The organism is Priestia sp. SIMBA_032, assembly GCF_046535215.1.
In the GTDB taxonomy this organism is placed as follows: Bacteria; Bacillota; Bacilli; order Bacillales; family Bacillaceae_H; genus Priestia; species Priestia aryabhattai.
Genome location: NZ_JAWRXD010000007.1, coordinates 65130 through 88339 on the forward strand (window position 1 = coordinate 65130; position 23210 = coordinate 88339).

At 38.2% G+C, this 23210-nt stretch carries 19 protein-coding genes; 17 read left to right on the forward strand and 2 right to left on the reverse strand.

The window, feature by feature from the left end; genetic code table 11:
• Positions 1-31 precede the first annotated feature (31 nt).
• On the reverse strand, positions 32-1087 hold the full coding sequence (locus SB717_RS21230; RefSeq protein WP_410904625.1) for an aromatic acid exporter family protein: 1056 nt from the start codon (positions 1085-1087) through the stop codon (positions 32-34).
• 143 nt (positions 1088-1230) lie between these two features.
• Here SB717_RS21230 and SB717_RS21235 point away from each other — a divergent pair, with 143 nt between their 5' ends.
• Complete coding sequence (locus SB717_RS21235; RefSeq protein WP_410904626.1) at positions 1231-2397, forward strand: M20 family metallopeptidase; 1167 nt, start codon at positions 1231-1233, stop codon at positions 2395-2397.
• A gap of 48 nt (positions 2398-2445) precedes the next feature.
• On the opposite strand, the gene SB717_RS21240 is transcribed toward SB717_RS21235, so the two are convergent.
• Positions 2446-2901 carry a ferritin-like domain-containing protein gene (locus SB717_RS21240; RefSeq protein ID WP_410904627.1) on the reverse strand — a complete coding sequence of 152 codons (456 nt, stop codon included), beginning with the start codon at positions 2899-2901 and terminating at the stop codon, positions 2446-2448.
• 151 nt (positions 2902-3052) lie between these two features.
• Here SB717_RS21240 and corA point away from each other — a divergent pair, with 151 nt between their 5' ends.
• The 16 genes from corA (at position 3053) to essA (ending at position 23166) form a co-directional block, all read left to right on the forward strand.
• Entirely contained in the window at positions 3053-4018 is a 966-nt protein-coding gene (gene corA / locus SB717_RS21245) for a magnesium/cobalt transporter CorA (RefSeq protein WP_013055095.1), read from the forward strand.
• Between the two features lie 154 nt (positions 4019-4172).
• Positions 4173-5759, forward strand: a complete 1587-nt coding sequence (gene dcuS, locus SB717_RS21250) for a DcuS/MalK family sensor histidine kinase (protein ID WP_410904653.1) — start codon at positions 4173-4175, stop codon at positions 5757-5759.
• The gene (locus tag SB717_RS21255; RefSeq protein WP_074682611.1) at positions 5752-6477 is read left to right on the forward strand and encodes a response regulator; all 726 of its coding nucleotides are present in this window, start codon (positions 5752-5754) and stop codon (positions 6475-6477) included. Before dcuS ends, SB717_RS21255 begins: the two co-directional genes overlap by 8 nt.
• Positions 6478-6618: 141 nt before the next feature.
• Entirely contained in the window at positions 6619-7278 is a 660-nt protein-coding gene (locus SB717_RS21260) for a cobalamin B12-binding domain-containing protein (protein WP_410904628.1), read from the forward strand.
• Positions 7265-8017: an STAS domain-containing protein gene (locus SB717_RS21265; protein WP_074682615.1), complete on the forward strand. Its 753-nt coding sequence runs from the start codon at positions 7265-7267 to the stop codon at positions 8015-8017. The genes SB717_RS21260 and SB717_RS21265 overlap by 14 nt, the downstream gene beginning before the upstream one ends.
• Before the next feature lie 80 nt (positions 8018-8097).
• Positions 8098-9405: an ATP-binding protein gene (locus SB717_RS21270; protein ID WP_410904654.1), complete on the forward strand. Its 1308-nt coding sequence runs from the start codon at positions 8098-8100 to the stop codon at positions 9403-9405.
• Positions 9406-9769: 364 nt separating this feature from the next.
• Positions 9770-10975: a DEAD/DEAH box helicase gene (locus tag SB717_RS21275; RefSeq protein WP_074682619.1), complete on the forward strand. Its 1206-nt coding sequence runs from the start codon at positions 9770-9772 to the stop codon at positions 10973-10975.
• 252 nt (positions 10976-11227) lie between these two features.
• Positions 11228-11545 (forward strand): hypothetical protein, encoded by a 318-nt coding sequence (locus tag SB717_RS21280; RefSeq protein ID WP_013055102.1) that lies wholly within the window; start codon positions 11228-11230, stop codon positions 11543-11545.
• A gap of 108 nt (positions 11546-11653) precedes the next feature.
• A complete protein-coding gene (locus SB717_RS21285; RefSeq protein WP_045292001.1) occupies positions 11654-12253 on the forward strand; it encodes a WXG100 family type VII secretion target in 600 nt (199 codons plus the stop codon).
• Between the two features lie 61 nt (positions 12254-12314).
• On the forward strand, positions 12315-12707 hold the full coding sequence (locus SB717_RS21290) for an SseB family protein (protein ID WP_033580724.1): 393 nt from the start codon (positions 12315-12317) through the stop codon (positions 12705-12707).
• Between the two features lie 368 nt (positions 12708-13075).
• On the forward strand, positions 13076-13369 hold the full coding sequence (locus SB717_RS21295) for a WXG100 family type VII secretion target (protein ID WP_013055105.1): 294 nt from the start codon (positions 13076-13078) through the stop codon (positions 13367-13369).
• A 93-nt stretch (positions 13370-13462) separates the two neighbouring features.
• Entirely contained in the window at positions 13463-13702 is a 240-nt protein-coding gene (gene yukD, locus SB717_RS21300; protein WP_410904630.1) for an ESX secretion system protein YukD, read from the forward strand.
• Positions 13703-13716: 14 nt separating this feature from the next.
• Positions 13717-15021 (forward strand): type VII secretion protein EssB, encoded by a 1305-nt coding sequence (gene essB / locus SB717_RS21305; RefSeq protein WP_410904631.1) that lies wholly within the window; start codon positions 13717-13719, stop codon positions 15019-15021.
• 12 nt (positions 15022-15033) lie between these two features.
• On the forward strand, positions 15034-19512 hold the full coding sequence (essC, locus tag SB717_RS21310; RefSeq protein ID WP_410904632.1) for a type VII secretion protein EssC: 4479 nt from the start codon (positions 15034-15036) through the stop codon (positions 19510-19512).
• The gene (gene esaA, locus SB717_RS21315) at positions 19509-22691 is read left to right on the forward strand and encodes a type VII secretion protein EsaA (protein WP_410904633.1); all 3183 of its coding nucleotides are present in this window, start codon (positions 19509-19511) and stop codon (positions 22689-22691) included. The genes essC and esaA overlap by 4 nt, the downstream gene beginning before the upstream one ends.
• On the forward strand, positions 22669-23166 hold the full coding sequence (gene essA / locus SB717_RS21320) for a type VII secretion protein EssA (protein ID WP_074682627.1): 498 nt from the start codon (positions 22669-22671) through the stop codon (positions 23164-23166). Before esaA ends, essA begins: the two co-directional genes overlap by 23 nt.
• Positions 23167-23210: the final 44 nt, after the last annotated feature.

A 23210-nucleotide genomic window follows, 5' to 3' on the forward strand; every position in this document is an offset into this window, starting at 1 on the left:
CAAGAAAATCCTCACATATGTGAGGATTTTTTTATGAAGAAAGCGAGACAGACGAATTGTTTAAGTTATAGCGTTCCTTCAAAAGATAAATACGGTGTAGTTCTTCAAGCAGGTGGTGAATTGCAAGCAGTTCGTAAAGCATTGTTGTTTCCGTTGAAAAAGGGTGATCCACTCTGTTTTCTTCCTGCTTATGTGCCCAAAACCTTTGTTTTAAAGTCAAAACAAGCGTTTGATGCTGCAAAGAGCTTTTATATTGTTCATTTTGTAAGACGTTATGAAAGGAAGTGAATGTATCCCATATTACTTGATGTCTTGCACTTTGCAGCTGATGAGCAGGCAAGTAAATTAAATTACCAATATGGTAGACAAGCTGCCTCATAAGAGAAAGTTTCTTATATTCATAGTGGAATTTTCTCATAGCTGTACGAGTGAAATGATGAAACTTCCATTCTTTTCGCTGATACTCACAAAGCGTTTCAATTTTTTCAATTTCAGCGGAAAGCTGCTGAAATTGAAGCTTTGTTTGTTTATGACAAGCATGTACTTGGGAAAGTTCGCTTCCTCTTTGCTGTAGAACGCTGCTCATTTGTTTTGAGAGATTTTGAATTTTCCTCGTAATAATCGGTGTATAATTAGGAGGAAGAACGATGATATTCACAAGTGAAGAAGTAAGCAGCCCAATACTGGTGGTCGCTAAGCGAATTAAAAACGAGATAAAATAATGATCGTGCACAATCGTCAGCATAGCCACTCCTGTTAGCGTGGCAACGAGTGTTCCTGCATGCAAACGCAATTTAGAACAGGATATAATTGTAGAAACAGCAACAAGCATATAGGTAAACGGCGTCACTCCTAATAGAAATGTGTAAAGCATGGCAAAAGCAGCTCCGATTGCTGAAGCAGGAAAGCGGATGAACGCTTTTTTAATAGAATCGGCAGCTGTTGGTTCAATCGTAACAATAGCTGTAATAACAGCGAGCATATATGGCCAGCCGATAGACTGGCAAATGAGTGCAGTCAAAAAAACGGCAATGCCTGTTTTAATAATACGACCGCCTAAAAAATTGAATTTTTTTATGTAAATCATTATGCATACCTTCTTTAAAACAGTTAGTAGTTTAATTATAAGGCATATTAAGGTGATAGGAAAACACGTCTTAAAAACTAGCTTTTAAAAAACGAATAAATATACTATAATTTGTTTAAATATTTAAAAGAGGAGTAAGACTAATGAAACAATTAATAAATGAAGCAATTAATAAATTACAGGATACATTTTATGATGTAAGCAAATATATTGGACAAAACCCTGAGCTTGGTCACGAAGAATTCAAAGCGTGCAAAGTATTAACAGATGTTTTAAAAGAACAAGGGTTCACAGTTGAAATTGGTACATGTGACTTGCCAACGGCTTTTACCGCTGTTTATGACAGTCAAAAGCCAGGTCCGTCGATTGGGTTTATGGCTGAGTACGATGCTTTGCCGGGTCTCGGACATGCATGCGGACATAACTTAATTGGAACCATGTCGATTGCAGCTGGTATTGGTCTTAGTAAAGCAGTTGCAGAAACAGGCGGTAAAGTATACGTATATGGAACGCCTGCAGAGGAAACACGAGGCGGCAAAGTAACGATGGCCGAGCAAGGCATTTTTAATCATTTAGACGTAGCTATGATGGTACATCCTTATTACTGTCACCAAAAAAGCGGACGTTCTCTTGCCATGGATGCCATTCAGTTTGAGTTCTTCGGAAAATCCGCGCACGCAGCTGCTGCTCCTCATGAAGGAATCAATGCGCTAGACGGTGTATTGCAAACGTTCAATAGCATTAATGCGCTTCGCCAGCATGTGAAGCCGGATGTACGTATTCATGGAGTGATTACCGAGGGCGGCAAGGCGGCCAACGTTGTACCGGATTATGCAGTAGCGCAATTTTATGTCCGCGCTTCAACTCGTGCATATGTAGATGAAGTAACAGATAAGGTAAAAGCATGTGCAAATGGTGCTGCTTTAGCCACAGGAACAAAATTAAAAATCTCAAACTATGAGTTTTCTTATGATGATATGCAAACGAATCAAACATTATCCGAGGTCTATACAAATAATCTCGTCTCATTAGGTGTGAGCGAGCAAAGCATTACAGAAGACCAAGGCGATCATGGATCTTTAGATATGGGGAATGTGAGTCAGGTTGTTCCGGCTATTCATCCGTATATTCAAATTTGTGATGATTATTTTGTTTGTCATACGCACGAATTTAGAGAAGCAGCTTTAAGTGAGCAAGGAAGAGAAGCAATGATACTCGGGGCACAAACAATGGCATTAACAGGGTATGACGTATTAACAAATCCAACGCTGCTCCAAAAAATCAAAGAAGAATTTAATGCTACAAAGTAAGAGATAAAACCATACTAAATAATACGCTTGCGACTGCAAGCGTATTATTTAGTATGAGAAGCGGGACTGAATGGTTCGAAAAATTTGACCGTGGCGCTGTTCATCGCTCGCAGCTCGAACAATGCGGCCTTGAATTCGAGCATTTGTGATTCTTCTAGCGATTGATTGATAAAATGGAACGGTTTCTACTTCATCTTTAATGGATTCAGAGACCCCTTCTTGAAAAGTATTTGGCAGTTTTATGTTTAATGAAATTTGTGGGTAGCTGCCTGATAAATCATAATAGGCTTTAGAAAACCAGTCAAAGTGTTTAATTTCATCCTGCCGAATACCTAATATAGCTTGTTGAAATTGATTATTAGGAGCCAGCTCTGCTAGGCGTGTATAGTAGTGAATAGCGGAAAACTCATCGTTTACAGCTTTGTTTATATCTGTTAGAAGCTGTTCGTCTAGTCTTGTATCATCTTCCCAATATTCTTCATGCCGGGAGTAAAATTCATACATATGGATATACCTCCTCATCGTTTTGTTCTCTTGTTGTCACCATCATCGTATGTATAGACAAGAAAAGGCGTACATTAAAAGAAAAAAGTTTAACAAAATGGTAAAAAGGGTATGTGCAGAGAATAGTATCAAAAAAGACAGAGGTTATCTTATGATTAAAATTGTAGCTAAAACCAAAGAAGGAGCTATTAAAGAAATAGAAATGAATGAGATTCGTTCAAGCCATGACTTTCAATGGTATTGGGTTGATTTTTACAATCCCACCGAGGAAGAAAAAAAGCAGCTTGAACAATTCAATTTTCACCCCTTAGCAGTTGAGGACTGTTTGAATCAAGGTCAGCGGGCTAAATTTGAGTTATATGATGAGCATTATTTTTTAGTCTATTATGCACTTCATAAAGAAGAGCTTGAGCACTTAGAAGTATCTGCGTTTGTAGGAGATAACTTTTTAGTCACTTACCATATGGATAAGCTAACGAGCGTGGCTAGAGTGTGGGAGCTTATTAAAAAAGACCCTGAGGCTACCGAAGATGGAACATGGGATATCATGTATGAACTCTTAGATCATACCGTTGATGAATATTTCCCTGTGCTTTATAAATTTGAAGATCACATAGATGACATTGAAGACAATGCAAAAGACGAACCTATGGATGAATTAATGAGGCAGCTTTATGACATCCGAAGCGATTTATCACGAATGCGCCGCATTTTAAACCCCATGAGAGATTTAATGTATCGTATTATGTCAACTAATGCGTTAAAAGCAAAAGAGCAGGTTCGTTATTTTAATGATATTTATGACCACCTATTAAATATGATTGAAATTATGCAGGCAAGCAGGGATTTGTCAAATGATATTCGAGAAAGTTTTATGTCTATTAACTCGGATCGTATGAATTCAATCATGTTTACGCTAACGCTTATGTCAGCTATTTTCTTACCGTTGACGTTTATTGCTGGCCTCTATGGCATGAACTTTTCATATATGCCGGAACTGACGGGGAAATATAATTATTTTATTGTACTGGGCATTATGATTGGGCTTGTGGGCGTAATGGTCTTTGCCTTTTATAAAATGGGATGGTTCAAATACCGAAAAGGTCCTAAACTATAAAGTAGATTGTTAACCTTCCTGTATAAATGTTAATCAACTCAGTAAAAATGAAATTAAATAAGCGAAGATCTTATCTGGCTCTAGATAAGATCTTTTTCTTGTGCTATAAACAAGAAAAGCAGGGAAGCGAGGGAAGAATGTGAAACACGGAAGAATGGGGCTGCGAAGCATCACGGTGCTGCTTGTATGCATGGTGGTGATTCTATCGCTATTGTTAACGGATTTATTAGTTAGCAATTCAATTGGAAAAAATATTCGAGATCAACAGGCTGAAAAAGCTCGGACTATTGCTACAATTATTTCAGAATCAACGAACGTGAAAGAAGGACTAGAGACAAAAACACCTCAGTCAATTCAGGAATTTACTAAACGAATTCGTAAAAAATCAAGCGTCTTGTTTATCGTTGTTATAGATATGAATGGAATTCGCCAATCTCACCCAGATCCTAAAAAGATAGGAAAGAGGTTTGCCGGAGGCGATGAGCAAAAATCATTGCACGGGAAATCTTATGTATCTGTATCAAAAGGAACGCTTGATAAATCTCTGCGCGCTTTTGCACCTATTTATAATGAAAAAAATCAACAAATTGGCGCAGTAGCTGTGGGGATTTCTTTGAATAATGTAAATGAAGCCATTAGAGATGGGCATCGCCGAATTGTTTTAGGTTCATTAATTGGCTTACTTGTAGGCATTCTTGGTGCTATTTTATTAGCGAATTACATAAAGAAAATTTTATTTGGCTTGGAACCTTCTGAAATTGCTAAAATTCTAGAAGAGAGAAGCACCATGCTACAGTCGGTTCGTGAAGGAGTGATAGCTGTTGATAAAGAAGGTAATATTACACTTGCTAATCGTTCTGCACGCCGCTTATTTGTTAAAGCAGGATTAGCACCAGAGCCAATCGGTTTGTCTATTCGAGAATATATGCCCACCTCCAGGCTGGACGACGTTTTGTCTACGGGGGAATCTCATTATGATGAAGAGCAAGTCATAAATGGAGTAGCCATTGTAGTTAATAGGGTTCCGCTAGTGGTAAACGAAGAGATTGTAGGGGCACTTTCTACGTTTCGGGACAAGACAGAAGTTAATATCTTAGCAGAACAGCTAACAGGTGTTAAAATGTATGTGGAAGCGCTTCGAGCACAATCGCATGAATTTATGAATAAACTTCATGTGATTTTAGGAATGGTCCAGATGAATTATTATGATGAGCTAAAAAAGTATATTCATCAGCTTGTTAATCACCGTGTCGATGAATCTAGTTCAGTGACTAAATCTATTAAAGATCATGCGTTGGCAGGGTTCCTCATGGGCAAAATGAGTTATGCTAGAGAGGAAAGGGTAGAACTGACGTTTTCCGCTGATGAAGTTATTCCAGAACCTTCAGATCCACACGTTACTCATCATCTCATTACCATTATTGGAAATTTAATTGATAATGCAATTGATTCAGTTTGTCATCAAGCCTCTAAAAAAGTGTCCGTTATGCTTGTGTATAAAAACAATAAGCTTACGATTCAAGTCACGGATACAGGCTGCGGCATTCCTTCCGATACAATGAATCAGATTTTCAAAAAAGGCTTTTCTACAAAAGGAACGAGCAGAGGGTTTGGGCTGCATTTAGTGAAGCAAACGATTGATGAACTAGGTGGCCAAATCGTCATTGACTCATTTATAAATAGTGGTACCACATTCTATATTGATATTCCGTACGAAACAAGGAGAGATCAAGTTGATTAAAGTATTAATTGTCGAAGATGACCCAATGGTTGCTCAGTTTAATCAAAAGTACATTGAAGAGATAGAGGGGTTTACAGTAGTCGCTGTTGCTCATTCGGGTCATGAAGCCTTAGTGAAGGTAAATGAATATCAAGTTGATTTAGTGCTGCTTGATATCTTTATGCCTGGGCAAAATGGTTTGAGAGTCTTACAAGAGATTCGAACAAAACAAGAGGAAATAGACGTCATTTTTATCACCGCTGCTTCGGATGCCCAAACGATTCAGCAAGCTCTACGCTACGGAGCGATTGATTATTTGATTAAGCCTTTTACATTTGAACGCTTTTATCAAGCACTTTCGGCTTACAAACAAACATTTCGTACGTTAAAACAGCAACCTCAGCTTAATCAACAGGAATTAGACAGGCTGCTGTCTAATAAAAAAATAAAAGAAGCTTCGGTAGAGCCGTTGCCTAAGGGTCTAACGACAGGAACATTAGAAGTCATCGTAGAAGCCATTGTGAAGCTTAAAGATCACCCTTTTTCGACCGATGATGTAGCTGAAAAAACGGGAATTTCAAGAGTGTCTATTCGAAAATATTTAAAATTTCTAACAGATATAGGCCTTCTTGGAGAAAGAATGACTTACGGCACAATAGGACGTCCTGTGTATGCGTACTTATACAATGAACAAAACCGTCACTTGCTGCATCACTACCTCGTTGACTTTAAAAAATAAAAAGATCGACCTGTCAGAGACGTACGCTGCTATTTTGTCGGTGTGAGAATATTTTACCGTAGAGTGCCAGTGCTTTAAGTGGTATGGTTGGTAATAACAGAGTAAAAAAACAAGTCGTTTGACTGAAAAAGAGGTGGTTTCTTGATCGAAAGTATAGAACGCTTGACTGAACTATTGTTATCAGGGAATCAAGATGAAGCTTGGAATATTGTGTGGAAAAAAAGACAGCAGGGTTTCGACACATTTTATATTTTTCAGCAATTCATTTCAGTATCAATGGCTCAAATCGGTATGATGTGGGAAGAGGATGAAATTTCAGTGGCTGATGAACATTTAGCTACTACTACCTGTGACTATGTTTTGTCACGCTATCAATTGTGTATAAGACAAGAAGTTATTAAAAATGAAAAAAAAGGTCTGTTTTTGTGTATAGAAAATGAACAGCATTTTTTAGGTTTAAAAATGATTTCCATTCTCTTTGAAGAGCACGGATGGCAGACGAAATTTTTAGGAGCAGATTCTCCGCTTTTACATGCAACGCACGCTGTTGAACAATGGAAACCTGATTTAGTAGGAATATCGTTCAGTTTAACTCATCATATAGAAAAAGCAAACGAATATATAGAAGGACTACAAAAGACAAAACATCAGCCGCTTATTTTAGTTGGAGGCCGAGTAGTTTCAAACTATAAGTTTCCTCTTGTTCAAACAAATCAAGTTCGATTTATTGCACAGCTAGAGGAGTTGAAAGAGCTTTTTCATTATCAATCAATTAGGGGGATTAAGGTTGTCGACTATTAAATATGCTCCGCTTCCTGTTTTTATTATGGATGAGGAAATGAATATTCTAGCGCAATCGGATGAAGCGGCCGCTTTATTCGGAGAGGTTCAACATTTTTTAGAAATTGTTGACGAAGATAGTCAGAACAAAGCTAGAAAACGATTAGGGAAGAAGGAAAAAATAAAAACAGAATTAGTCATGCATTCGCGTAAAGCTAAGATATCTCTTTATACAGTGAATTGCAAATGGGAGCAAGATAAGGCGCATGTAATATGTGTAGAGGAAGATTCTCAAATTAAAATTCTCTCAGAAAAAATCGAACAACATACAGCGCGTTTATCTGAAACAGACTTGGAACTGCTGCTGCAAAAAGAACGATTAGAAAAGGCCATGAACCGAGTTATAGAGCTGTCGGGACCGTTTATTCATTTATCGAACAACATGGTGCTTATACCTCTGTTTGGCGATTTGTTTGAGGAAGTCATCATGAAAAATGAACATCGGCTGCTCAGACAAATAGATGAGGAAATGATTGATCGAGTTATCATTGACTTTAATGGAATAGGTCAAATTGATGAACGCGGTGTTGCAGCCCTAGAGCATTTAATACGGGAATTTCAGCTAATGGGCGTACAGATTTATTTAACAGGTGTGACACCCGATCATAGTCAATGGCTTCATCAGTATCATTTTCAAGCAAATGTAAAATCTATTAGTAACCTAGGTCAGGCCATTCATCAATTTTTTACAACGGCATGAAATGGCTACAAAAAGTGAACACTTCATATAAAGGCAATAAGACAGGGGATCAATACTGATAAACAGGTGATTAAAATTTGGTGAAACACGCGCGTAAAGTAGCTTTAAGAATTTCAATTATATATATCATTATTGGCGCTGTATGGATCTTGATATCTGATAATATATCTAGAACATTAGCGCAAGGTCGTTTTGAAGTATATATTTTTTTTCAACAATACAAAGGTTGGTTTTTTATTTTAGCTACGGGGATTACTTTGTATGGGTTGGTATATAGGAGAGCTTATAAACTAGTGGAGTCCCAGCAAGAGCTCGTAGTGAAAGAACATGAACTTCAAACGAGCAATCAGCACTATCAATCTTTGTTCAAACATAATCCGGATGGCGTTTTTGAAATAAGTAAAACGGGTGAAGTTCTTCTTGCTAATCCAGAAGGTGAAGCAATCGTTGGATACTCCAGTGAAGAATTGCAAAAGATGAAACCTTCAGCTCTTATCGCAGCTGAAGAGTTTGATATGTGTAAAGAGTATTTTAAAGAAGTGCTGAATGGAAAAAGTGCTAAGTTCGAAATGAATGTTATCAATAGAAAGCGAGAAAGACGGTTGCTTAGGTGTTCTTTGCTTCCCATTATCGTTCATAAGCAGGTAGTAGGTGTATTTATGATTGCACGCGATATTACTACATACCGTCAAGATGAAGAGCTTATGATAACCTCGGAAAAAATGTCGGTTATTGGACAAATGGCAGGTGCCGTCGCACATGAAATTAGAAACCCGCTTACTTCTTTAAAAGGTTTTGTACAGGTTATGCAAGCCTCTAAGGAAACAAATGACACATATTTAGATATCATGATGTCTGAAATCGACCGCATCAACTTAATCTCCAGTGAAATGCTCATTCTTGGAAAAAAGCAGCATGTATCTTTCGAAAAGACCAATTTATGCGAGATTTTAAAACAAGTTATTACGCTAATGGAAGCGCAGGCCAATTTAAATAATGTTTCTATTTTATTAAAAGAAACAGCAAAAAGGCCTATTTATGTTTCGGCTGATGCAAATCAGTTGAAACAAGTGTTCATCAATGTGATCAAAAACGGTGTAGAAGCTATTATTGAGAAAGGTCATATTACAATAATAGTTGAAGAAAAAGATACACGAGCATTGATTCACTTTGAAGACAATGGGATCGGAATGAGTCAAGAGAGGATTGAACAAGTAGGGACGCCGTTTTATTCTACAAAAGAAGCTGGCACTGGCTTAGGGCTGGCCGTGTGTTACAAAATCATGGAGCGTCATCAAGGTACCATGCATTTTAAAAGCGGTAAAGGAAAAGGGACAACTGTTACTATTGATATGCCAATTATAGAACGAAACGGCCGCCTCTCGTAGTTCAGAGAGGCGGCTGTTTTCTTGAAAAAGAGGAAGTAAGCAGCTGAGCGCTTTGCTTCCGGATCCATATAGGACATAAAACCTCCTTCTTATACAAGTTTTCGCCCATAATAAAGAGGATCATATTGTTTTCTATAGAAGCAATAGTGTATCATAGTTGAAGCTATGTATATTGATGTAGAAAAGTTAAGGCCACAACCGATTTTTCTACTGACGGATTGACAGGGTCCCTTGGGATAAGGAAGGTTTATTTATAAATAGAAATTAAGGTCAGTATTAACGCACATGGCCACTGATACATTCGTTTAATTGAAATGAAAAAATCGTTTATAATATCGAGAAAAGCATGGAAAAGGAGATAGATATGAGTCAGTTTATAGAGACTTTACAGCCTTTTTTACAAGAGGCGTGGAAAAAAGCAGGGTTCAATGAGCCTACTGCCATTCAAACGAAAGCTATTTCAGAGATTTTAGCTAATAAAGATGTAATAGGAGAATCCCCAACGGGAACAGGAAAGACACTGGCATATTTGCTGCCTGTCTTACATCGCATTCAGCCGGGACCATCTCATATTCAAGCGGTTATTTTAGCATCTTCCCATGAATTAGTTATGCAAATTCACGGTGAAATTCAAACTTGGTCGCAGGGAAGCGGTATTTCAAGCGCTGCGTTTATTGGTGGAGCAAATATGAAACGGCAATTAGAAAAACTCAAAAAACGTCCTAATATCATTGTTGGTACGCCAGGACGTTTGAACGAATTAATTAAAATGAAGAAATTAAAAATGCACGAAGTCAAAACAATTGTGATTGATGAAGCGGATCAATTGTTTGTACCTGAGCATGTTCAAACGGTTCAACAGATTGTAAAAATGGCGTTAAGTGATCGTCAAATCCTAGTCTTCTCAGCTACTGTATCAGAACGTACCAAATCGCTGGCGAAAGACATGATGAACCACCCTCTTGAAATAGAGGTAGGAAGAGATGAACTCCCAGCTTCGAAGGTAGAGCATGTATACATTAAAAGTGAAGCTCGAGATAAAGTGGACGTGCTTAGAAAACTAGTTCGTCAAGAACAAATGAAAGCTTTAGCCTTTTTTAAAGGGATCGATACTCTGATCGAGTTTGAAGAAAAATTAACATTTAAGCGTGTAGAAGCAGGCTCTTTACACAGTGAAACGAAAAAAGAAGATCGTGCTACGACGATTAAAGGGTTTCGAAAAGGAGATTTCCCTGTCTTATTAGCAACGGATGTCGCAGCTAGAGGATTGGACATTAAGGGATTGACGCATGTAATTCACATCGATGTTCCTCAAGATGCAGATCAATACGTACATCGCTCAGGTAGAACAGGAAGATCGGGAGCAGAAGGTACAGTCATTTCTCTTGTGACTGAACGGGAAGAACGAAACTTAAAACAAATCGCACGTGAACTTCAACTTACATTAGCGAAAAAAGAGCTTTATATGGGCGAAATCGTCGATGAAGGAACAAAAGAGCAGTCTCGTACAGCTAAAAAACCTTCAAAAAAGCCATTTAACAAGAAAAAGAAACAAAAAGGTCGAATGTAAACTAGGTATTCTGCCTTTTTACAACAGCAGTGTCACACCCTAAAAAGCAACGTCTACTGCTTTATTACAGCAGCCTGGCGTTGTTTATTTTCTCTATTTCACCTGTATAAATAAGTAAAAAAAGAGAAATGTAGATATTTTTTCCTAGGTATGAAAATAGTTTGAATGATGGATTTTGTTTTTTGTAACCTTATTTTAACATTACTTTAAGAGACTTCTAATAAAAGAGGAAGAAGGACGTGGGGACATTTTATGGATGCAATTGATGATCTCTTTGACGACATAGAGCGAAGAAGAAAAAGCAAAGAATATAGTCGAGATGCAGATCAATTAGAATCATATTTACATGAAGTTCAACGTATCATGGAATTTCTTGAAGAAGGTATCTATCTGTTTCAAAATTCGCACCAACAATATGCGTCAGATTGGTCAGGGCGTTCTAAGAGCTCATATGAGGATATTTATAATGATATTACGCAATCCACTTTTCATCTGTACGACGTAAGGGATGAATTGTTTCAAACTTTACGCTTAGAAATTTCACGGTTAAGAGAGTTAGCATCGGCGTAATAAATAACATTATCGACTCACTCCTTTAGAAAGTGAGTCTTTCCGTATAGGCTTAAAAATGTTTGGATGATGACTGAAGGCTTACAAGAGATAGGGGGACGGACATACATGGAGATAAAAGTAAATCCAGAAGTGCTGCAGACATTTGCAGAGCGAATTCAGCAGTCTCACTCACAGACCGCTGATGCACTTCAAAAACTAAGCTGGGAAGCTACAAATCTACATTTCTTGTCTGTTGCAGATATTGATAAAGTGCTGGACTTGCAGGAAGAGTTACAGCATATGATTCGCAAACTTGATTCGCTAACGGAAAATGCACATTTATTAGTAAAAGACACTGCAGAGCAAATGAGAAAAGCAGATGGAGAGCTAGAAGGCTCTTCAGGCTGGACGGAGTTTTGGTCGAGCGTATGGAGTGATGGGAGCGCCCATTCGCAAGATACGTGGAATGACATAAAGAACTTAAAAGAATGGAATACGTATGATAATATGCATAGAACGATTGAAAAACCTCTAGGTACTCTTAATGTTATGTGGAATTCGCTTTCTATGTCTTGGGAAGAAAAAGTAGTGAATGGTTCTACATGCAGTCGAACGGAATTTTTTACTTATGGCGTTATTCAAATGGGATTGGGCATTTTAAGTCAGGAGATGAATTCTTCAAACATTATGTTTAGTGACAGCACAGAGGAAGTGAAGAGAGAATGAATGAAGTATATGATGGCGCTGGAAGTGAAATGGTACAGTTCCTTACAGGGTTGTCTCAGCAATGAAGTATACATTTAACTTATTAGAAAAATCGTTAATTGAAGCAATGAAAGATAATAAAAAAATTGCTCAATTTTATAAAACTTTAATGAATAGCAATTTATGGCTAGTTGTTAGCTCAGAGCATGTAGCATCAGATATATTAATTGCTGAGCACTACGTTCAGACGATGAAAAGTGCAGCGTATCGATATTTACCTGTTTTTTCGTCAAAATATCCGATTGAACAGATGCTAAAAGATGAAAAGACCGTATGCGTATCATTTAAGGATATGCTGCCTGTATTAAATGAAGAAATAGCGATATTACTTAATCCTGACACGCCTCTCTCAAAATTATTCATCCCGGAAGAAATAAGAATGTTAAAAGAAGATCAAAATTATTTTAAGCAGTAGCCAAGGCGATAACAAGCGCATGTGCTTGTTCCAAGCATGTCTAAATCTTAAATAAGTAGGATATATATAGGCAGGGCCTTAAACAGGCTGCTGCTTTTTTATTACTAGTAAATAGTTCTATAGATAATGAGAGTAAATGTAATTTAATAGTCTTATAGTTTTTATTTTCCTTTAAATAGGTACCTATAGATCAGATGGAAAAGATTTAAATGAGAACAAAATCTTGGTTGTACAGGTTTTATTTGCATTTTTAGGGGTATTTGTAGATACATATTCTCATTTTTGGAGGCTTTTGCAAGTAACCTTTGACCTTGTCACTAGAGTTTCTTACAATAATAGTAAATATATAAACCGAAGGAGAGATATGTATGTCAGGAATTATTCGCGTAACACCAGCAGAGCTTCGCGACATGGCAGGACGCTATACTAACGAAAGCGGCCAAGTTCAAGAATTAGTAAGCCGTCTTGATACAATGAAAAATCAACTTCAAGATATGTGGGAAGGTGCTTCAAGCGAAGCGTTTGCTGCTCAATACGAAGAATTAAAACCTTCTTTCGTTGAAATGTCTAACCTACTTACAAAAATCGCTAAGCAATTAGACGACTCTGCAAATGTTCTTGAAGATACAGATAACCAAATCGCTAGCCAAATCCGCGGTTAACTTCATCTAATAATCTAAGTGAAGTAATAAAAGGAGCGCCCCATTCTCAAAAGATGAAGGCGCTTTTTCTATGTTTTGAGGTGATGAAACCCTATGTATATAGAAGTAACAGTAGACTTAAAGCACTATACAGGTGAGCGGTTCAATTTGCGACTATCAAACTATCATTCAATCAAAAAAGTAGTCGAGATCGTTTGGCAAGCTAAAAAGATTACTCAATCACCAAAGGACGGTGCGTGGATACGTATTTCAAATAAAAATCTTATTTTCTCGGGAAATGAGACGATGATTAACTGCGGCATTACCACAGGTGATTGTATCGAAATTCTCTAAAGGAGTCTATTAGAATGTCAGAGAAGAAACCGACTTACTTAGAAGAACAGCTCGAAGCTGTAATGACACGTCATAATAATGAATATACGTTTGTTTTTCAAAAAGAAAAAATTAGACTTGATCGTTCTATTGAAATTGAAATGTTAAAGGATGTAAACACGGCTTTTCAAAAAGAAATCATGATGAGCGATGATGAACTTAAAATAACAATTAAGCCTACCTCTGAATTTCAACCTTTTACAGCATTAAGGGGAAAAGAAGAACAGCAAAAGTGGCTGTTTGCAGATCAGCTTATCAAAAAAGTAAAGCAGCATTCTTTTTCAAGGCTGCATTTGTTGATTTGTCCAGAAAATATCATTTTTGATAAAAGTTTAAGTTCTGCTTTTTTACATTATGGAGTGAAAGAAAGTTTACCTCCTTATGAGCCTAACGAGGAACAAAGCTTTCAGGAGTTAAAGGCTACGATAGCGGCCGCCGTTGACTCATCGCATACATTTGAACAGTATTTTAAGTTATATGAGACCTTGCAATTAAAAGAAGACGCTAAAAAAATAATGCATATCAGCAATGAGGAAGAGTTGAGTCAATTTGTTCAGCATAAGCTAACCCAAATTGAAAAACATCAAAAGACACTTGTTCAACTTCCTCAAAAGCGCTGGACCATTTTTAAGTTTTCGTCTGTCGGTATACTTGTCTTATTAATTCCAGCTCTTATTTATACTTTTTATTCTTACTTTTTTGCTCAGCCGAAACAAGAAGCATTTGTAGAAAGCAACGAATATTTTCTTGAAAAAAACTACAGCAAAGTAGTCGATACACTTGAAGATTACGATATCGAAAGCATGCCTAAAATTGTGCAATACGAAATAGCAACTTCCTATCTTGTTAATGAAAAGTTAGGAGAGGAGCAAAAAGCAAATGCTTTAAAGACTATTACGCTTCAGTCAGATCCTCAGTACTTTGCCTATTGGTTTTACATTGGCCGAGGAGACAACAAAAAAGCGCTAGAAGTTAGCAGGTTGTTAGAAGAACGCTCGTTAATTATTTATGCACTAATGAAATACGAAGGTCAGCTAAAGACAGACAACGATTTAGCGGCTGATAAAAAGCAAGAAGAGCTTGATAAAGTAGCGAATGAACTTGAAGAATTTAAGAAGGAAAATGATCAGCAAGAAGCGGAAGCAGCCAAGCAGCAAGAAGAGAAACAGACTGAGGAAGCACAGGCGGCCAAGCAGGAGGAAGAAGAACAGAAAGCTGCAGAAGCTGAGAAAAAGAAACAAGAAGAGCAAAAAAAACAGCAGGAAAATCAATCGAAGTAGGGAGGTAGTTGTATGAATATGCTTTGGATAGTTAGTGGGCAAACGTATCAGCAGCTGCCTATAGATTTTAAAACCTTTCGCCAAGCAACGGTTGGAAACACTCAGCATCAAAATTTTACTTTTTCCTATCCGTTTGAGAAAGGGCAAATGACGCTGTCATCTGAAAAGAACGGCCGGCTCTTGATTTCTTACGGAGAAGAAAGGATAGCAGAGCTATCTGTTTCTGAGTCGCTTGTATGGCGAGAACAAGGACAGGTTTTAACCTTTGCCCTTACAGAGACGGCTGTTAAAGAAGCTGTCTATTATATTGATTACGGATCAGAAGTCTCGTTTTCCACAAGTGATGAAGCAGCTGATGTGTATCAGCAGAAAGAAAAGTGTGTAGTAGAGCCAAAAGAAGGATTTTACTTATCAAGGATAAATGGAAAGTGGAAGGTCTTTTATAATCAAGAACCGCTTTATCTTAATGGGCACCGACTAAAAGAGAATAAGAACCTTCAGCCCGGAGATCTTATTTTATGGTCTTCTATGACGATTCAATTGATCGAAAAAGATTTGCTGAAGATTCAAAGCTACTATGATTATGCATCTAAGCTTCCAGCTACGGCACAACCTATTTCTGAAATGAAAAAGAAGTACCCGATTTATAGACGGACACCCCGCATGATATATGATTTGCCTAATGATAAGGTGAGCTTGTCCTTTCCGTCCCAAGACAATGATGAAAATAACCGAAGCTTATGGCTTACCATTTTACCGCCATTAGTCATGCTTTTAGTCATGGGTACGGTATCGATTATTCAGCCCAGGGGAATTTTTATTATTATATCTGTCATGATGTTTACGACCACGCTGATTGTATCTACCGTTCAATATTTCAAAGATAAAAAACAGCGCAAGAAGCGCCAAGAGCGTCGTCGTCGAATTTATACAAAGTACTTAGAGAATAAGCGTGAGGAATTACAAGAACTAGTATCAGTTCAACGAGATGTATTATCTTATCATTTTCCAACGTTTGAACGAATGAAATATTTAACAGAACAGATTTCCGATCGAATTTGGGAACGAACTGTTGAAAGCAGTGATTTCTTACAGGTGCGTCTTGGAAAAGGAACAGTTCCTGGAAGCTACCAAATTTCTTTGAATAGCGGAGATATGGCTAATCGAGAAATTGATGATTTGTTGGAGCAGTCTCAGCACATGGAAAAGGTCTATCGAGAAGTCAAAAATGCCCCTGTTACCGCTCATTTAGGTTTAGGCTCTATTGGTCTGGTAGGAAAGATGAAAACGGTGAAGAATGAACTGCACCAGCTTGTAGGACAGCTGGCATTCTCCCACAGTTATCATGATGTGAGATTCGTATTCATTTTTGATGAAGAAGAATATAAAGAGTGGGAATGGATGAAATGGCTTCCTCATTTTCAGCTGCCGCATTCTTTTGCAAAAGGTTTCATTTATAATGAACAAACGAGAGATCAGCTTTTATCTTCTATTTATGAAATGCTGAGAGAACGCGACTTAGATGAAGCAAAAGGGGAAGGGGTTTTCCTGCCTCACTTTGTTTTTATTATTACAAATCAGCAGTTAATCGCAGATCACGTTATCTTAGAGTATTTAGAAGGGTATCACCCTCATCTTGGGTTCTCTACGATATTTGCGGCAGAGACGAAAGAAAGCTTAACGGAGCACGTTCACACACTCGTTCGTTATATTAACGAATCTGAGGGGGATATATTAATTCAAAAGCAAAAAGCTGTGAATATTCCATTTCAGCTTGATAAACACACGCTTGATTATAATGAAAGATTTGCAAGGATGCTGCGGACATTGGATCACCAAGTTGGCATGACCAACTCAATTCCGAATAGCGTTTCATTCTTAGAATTATTTAAAGCAAGAGAAATTGGTGAGCTGGATATCGTGCAAAGGTGGCACAGCAATGAATCAGCTAAGTCGCTAGCCGTTCCAATTGGTTTAAAAGGAAAAGAAGATATTGTTGAACTAAATCTTCACGAAAAAGCTCATGGCCCTCATGGGTTACTTGCAGGTACGACGGGGTCAGGGAAAAGTGAATTTTTACAAACGTACATTCTTTCTCTAGCGGTGAATTTCCACCCCCATGAAGTCGCATTTTTATTGATTGACTATAAGGGCGGAGGAATGGCTCAGCCGTTTAAAAACATGCCTCACCTGCTTGGAACCATTACAAACATTGAAGGAAGTAAGAATTTTAGTACAAGAGCCTTAGCTTCTATTAAAAGTGAATTAAAGCGACGCCAACGCTTGTTTGATAGATATGAAGTCAATCATATTAATGACTATACAGATTTATATAAGCAAGGTATGGCAGAAGAACCTCTGCCTCACTTATTCTTAATCTCGGATGAATTTGCTGAGTTAAAAAGTGAAGAACCAGAGTTCATTCGCGAATTAGTCAGCGCGGCGCGCATTGGACGTAGTCTAGGCGTTCATTTAATTTTAGCAACACAAAAGCCAGGCGGTGTTATTGACGATCAAATTTGGAGTAATGCGCGCTTTAAAGTAGCGTTAAAAGTCCAAGATGCCGCTGATAGTAAAGAAATCTTAAAAAATGCGGACGCTGCTTCCATTACGGTGACGGGTCGAGGCTATCTGCAGGTTGGAAATAATGAAGTGTATGAACTGTTTCAGTCAGCTTGGAGCGGCGCGCCGTACATGGAAGATACGTATGGGGCTGAAGATGAAGTAGCCATTGTAACAGATCTCGGGTTGATTCCTTTATCTGATGTATCTACTCAGCAGACGTCATCTAAACAAGCGGAAGCAGAAATTGATGTTGTGGTGCAAAAAATCGAACAAACGCAGCAGGAATTAGGTATCAAAAAACTAAATAGTCCATGGCTGCCGCCTCTTAAAGAGAGATTGCTTCGCAGTGAGTACAAAGAGAAGCGAGACGGCGTATTCCCAATAGGCTTGATTGATGAACCTGAAAAGCAAAGTCAAACGGTATATAACTATCAGCTGATGGACGATGGAAACATTGGTATATTTGGTTCGTCAGGATACGGTAAATCGTTTACAGTCATGATGTTGCTTCTTAGTCTAGCTGAAAGACAGAGCCCGGAGCAGCTTCATTATTACATTTTTGACTTTGGAAACGGCACGCTGCTGCCGCTTCGTCAGCTGCCTCATACGGCAGAGTATTTCTTAATGGATCAAATACGTAAAATTGAAAAATTCATGACGATTATCAAACAAGAAATCGCAAGGCGAAAGCAGTTATTTCAGCAGCAGGAAGTTAGCAATATCAAAATGTATAATGCTCTAAGTTCAGAAGAGCTTCCTCTAATTTTTATCACGATTGATAATTTTGATCTGGTCAAAGAAGAAATGCAAGATCTAGAAATGCAGTTCACACAGCTTGTGCGTGACGGCCAGTCGTTAGGAATTTATATGATCTTTACCGCGACGCGCGTGAATTCTATTCGTCAGTCACTTATGAATAACTTGAAAACGAAAGTTGTTCATTATTTAATGGATCATTCAGAAGCGTATTCTATTTTAGGACGTACGCCGTATGCGCTAGAGTCTATTCCAGGCCGGGCTATTATCAAAACGGATCAACCTTATTTTGCGCAGCTGTTTTTACCTGCGGAAGGAAAAGATGATTTTGAAATTTTTGATGCAGTTAAGCTGCACATTCAACGATTAAAGAATCAATATGCTGATGCTATTCTTCCGGAGCCGGTGCCAATGCTGTCATCGAAACTTGTACTTGCCGAGTTTATGACGGACAGAAAAGTTATTCGGGAAAAAGGAGTTATTCCTCTTGGGTTAGATGAAGAGTTTGTTCGACCGGTGCATATGAATTTTACGAAAAATAAGCATTGTATCGTCATGGGGCAGACGCAAAAAGGAAAGACAAATGTAGTGAAAGTCATACTGCAAACAGCGCTTGAACAAGGCGTGAAGCAAATCGGACTATTTGATTCGGTTGACCGTGGTTTATCAAGCTATGCAGCTGAAGAGCAAGTCGTTTACATGGAAACAAAAGAACAGATCGTCGACTGGCTTGACCTAACCGAAGAGCGATTGCAGCGACGTGAAAATAAGTATTTGGAAGCGGTGCAGGAAGGAACAGTACACAGCCTTTCATTTGCCCCGATCATGCTTGTAGTAGACGGATTTGTACGATTCCAGCAAAACTTAGACAGTGTCTTGCAAGATCGCATTACAAAATTGATGAAAAATTATAGCCACCTGGGCTTTAACTTGATTGTTGCTGGGAACAACAATGAGTTTTCAAAAGGATTTGACGCGTTAACAACAGAAGTGAAGCAAATTGGCCAAGCCGTGTTGTTGATGAAGAAAACAGAGCAAAGCTTATTTACACTTCCTTATGACCGAAAAGAAGCCGACGTTAATCCTGGCTTCGGTTATTATATTAAAAGTGGAAAAGAAATAAGAATTCAAATCCCGCTATGTGTAAGTGAAAGGAAGATCTTAACATGACCGAACAGCGTAAGTATACACTTAAAGTCATATTAGCTGTTGTTTTAATTTTGGCTCTTCCTTCTTTCTTTTTCCAGTATATTGGAGACAACCCGCTGCAAGTCACAGAAAACTCAACAAGAACGATTGCGGTTGTTAACGAAGATAATGGAGTAAAAGAAAATAGTGAAAAAGCGATAGAATTTGGGGAAAAAGTGACTCCTCTTTTACAGGAGGGGTCGGATTATCAATGGACCGTACTTGGACGAAGCGCAGCTACAAGCGGTTTACAGAATGGGAAATATGATGCGGTTATCTATATTCCCTCGACTTTCTCACAAAATATTTTATCGTATCAGGAAAAAAAGCCAGAAAAAGCTACTTTAGAATATAAAGTTCAAAGTCAGCTTAACGCAGTTAATAAGGAAAAAGTAGTAGGGGAATTAGAAGATGCTACTACAAAGGTTAATAATGAAATGTCCTCTTTGTACTGGAGTTATGTATCACAGGAAGTGGATAAGGTACGCGGACAGTTCGATAAAATTCTAAATAAAGAAATCGCCTTTCAAAAAACAATGGTCGCTTTTTATAAACCGAATTCAAAAGATTTAGCAGGCGAATTAAATGATCAAAAGAAAATTCTTCAGCAAATCCAAGATAATGTAAATAAAGCAGAAAAAGGTTCTAGCGACAGACAAGGTGATGTAGAACAGGTCGAAAAGAATTTAAACAGCTTCATTGAATATGTAAATCAATATCAAACATATCAAGAAACACAGAAACAAATGCTTGAAAAAACGCAGGCTCAAAGCGTTGCTGCGATTCAACAAGAGTTGTCTTCCCTTGAATCTAATCAGCCAAGCTCTAAGCAAAATTTTAATGAGCAGGCCAATCAAGTGTTTAGTGGCTTATCTTCCATTCAACAGCAGCTGGATCAAAATCAAAAAGCCGTTGGAGAACTTGGAGATCAACAAGCAGATAACGTCAGTGAACAAGAAAAAGCTCTGCAAGATTTGAACGGCCAAATAGTCAGTTCATACAAACAGCAGTCTGAGCAAACAACCCTAAACCAAATTGAAAGTAAGCTAAAGCCGCTTCGTGCACAGCTAGAGACAGCTTCATCAAATGAAGGTGGCGGAGGCTCAACGGATTCAGGGGAAAGTGATGGAGCTCAGCCAGACCCTAATCAAGGCGGAGAGACGCCAACAGACCCTGGAGAAGGTGGCGGAACTCAGCCAGATCCTAATCAAGGTGGAGAGACGCCGACGGATCCTGGAGAAGATGATGGAACTCAGCCAGATTCCGGTCAAGGCGAAGGAACGTCAGAACCAATTCAAGTGGATTTATCTCAGCAAACAGCAAAGCTTGATGATATATCAAAAGGGCTTGAAGACCTAGAACAGCAGCTCCAAGGAATGGTAAATGAAACACCTGAAACACCTGAAGCGCCTGAAGCATCTGAAGCACCTGAGGGAACAGAAACGACTGAAACACCGGACACACCGGACACATCAGGTACATCCGATGCTGTGAAAAGCGCGCTTGAAAAAGTGGCTAATCTGAAAACACAGGTACAAGCAGTCAAAGATGAGCTGCAAAATGTAACCGTTCAGCCTGAAACTTCAGGAGAAAATACGGATGCGCTGAAGCAGAAAATTGCCAGCTTGGAAGCAGACATTGAGTCTTTGACAGCACAGAAAAACAAAGCAGAGAAAGACTTAGAAGAAGCAACCAAGTCGTCGAGCAGTCAGATTGCTAAGCTTCAAGAAGAAAATGAACGATTAAAAAAAGAGAATGAAAAGTTGAAAGAAGACGGCAAAAAGCCTTCTAAAGGTAGTGTGGATGTAGAGAATCTCATTACGATGATTAAAAACAAAGAAGATAAAATCTTATCTTCTCCAAACCTTTCAGCTTCTCGAAAGGAAAAGCTGAGCAATACATTCTCAGGTAAGATTCAAAGCAGCAGTGCCGAAGATCTGCTAAAGTACTACGGTGATTTATCGCAGTATGATTTGACTTTAGCTCAAGTAGGAAATACAGACATACAGAACAGCGTCCTTAACAATGACTCTATTAAAGGAAGTTTGCAGCAGGCGTTAGCTGGAACCGTCTCTTCTCAAGACGCGCGTAAGCAAATCCAACAAAACCTGTCTCTAACAAAAGAAGAGTTAGCACAGTTCCAAAATTCAGTGAAAGATTTTGCTGATCAATATGGACAAACAGTTGATGCTGAACAAGCATCTATTATGGAAGAGCTGTCAGCTATTCAAGAAAAAGCAAATGCAATGAATCAAGAGCTTCAATCTAGCGCAGGTGAAGATCAAGCATTAGAAAAGAAAGAAGCTCCGGACGTAACAGGCTTAATGACGCTGCAGCAAAGCATGGGTCAAGAGTTGAAGGGAATGAACGAACTCATTTCATCTTTAGGTGAAAGACAAGCTAATGTTGTCACATACACAGATGAATTGCAGAAGCGTGTAAATGAAGTCCAGGATAAAGCTGACACGCTTAACAGCAAGTGGGCCCAAAACGTGGATTCAACGAAGTTGGTTCGCGGCCAGGTATACCGTTTGTTAAATAATACATTAGTAGATGGACAGAATAATGATTACGTTTATCATTATTTAGCGAATCCTCTTCAAGTAAGCGGTGAAGTGCCGGCTGAAAAAGTAAAAGAGGTTCCACCGGTTGTCATTTTAGTTATTATCTTAATCAGCAGCTTACTAATTGGCTATTTCAGTCAATACTACCGACACGCACCTATGCTTGTAAAAGGTACGCTGTTTGGGTTATTAAATTTGATTGTGGGATTAATGGTAAGTATTTTTAGCCTTAATATTTATTCATTATCGGGAGACCGGGCAATGGAATGGTCAATCTTTACGATCGTCTTATTGCTTGCTTCATCTACACTCGTACGCATTGCTTTCTTATTAGGAAGCTTCGCTGGATGGGTGACGACAGTAGGGTTGATTTTATTTTATATTACCCCGCTTCTTAACTTATCTATGCCAAACTTTAATTACGAAGATCCAGTATCTAAGGTATATATGTCAATTCAATATGATACGCAGTCTCTATTTGGACAGGCGCTTATTGTATTACTGGGGATGACTGCCGTTTTAAGTGTTCTACCATCTATTATTCGTGCTTTAAAGACGACTAAAGAGGTTGAAAATGATGAAACCTATAGTGCTTAATAAGAAGATTGGAAGTATTGTTCTTATTTTTTCACTTCTTTGTTTCCCTATAGCAGCAGCGGCCGAAGCTGATGACGGAAACGTTGAAGAGATTAAACCAAATGTATATAAAGATGATCCGATTAACTTGGACCCCGAATCTTTGCTGGAAAACAAAAAAGAAGTAGGAAATATTCCGGAGGAAATAAAGGATCTTACATTTGAAAAAGAGGAAGATGCAGAGAAAGAGAGCTTAAAAGAAAGTCTTTTTGCGAACGCATCAGCTGAAGATAATACAATTTCTGCGAAAGCAAAAGAATATAACTTGTTTTCTTCTAAAAACACTTCTTACAAGAAAGATCGAACAGAACAAACTGCTCCTGAAAAGTCATCAGACCTACAATGGTTTTATTTATTATTGATTGGTGTGGGGGTTGTTGTATTATTTGCGGTTTTAATACCGCGCATTAGTCCTCAGCCTTCTGTAAAAAAATGAAAAAACCTCGCTGTTAATCAACAGCGAGGTTTTTGCGTATAGAC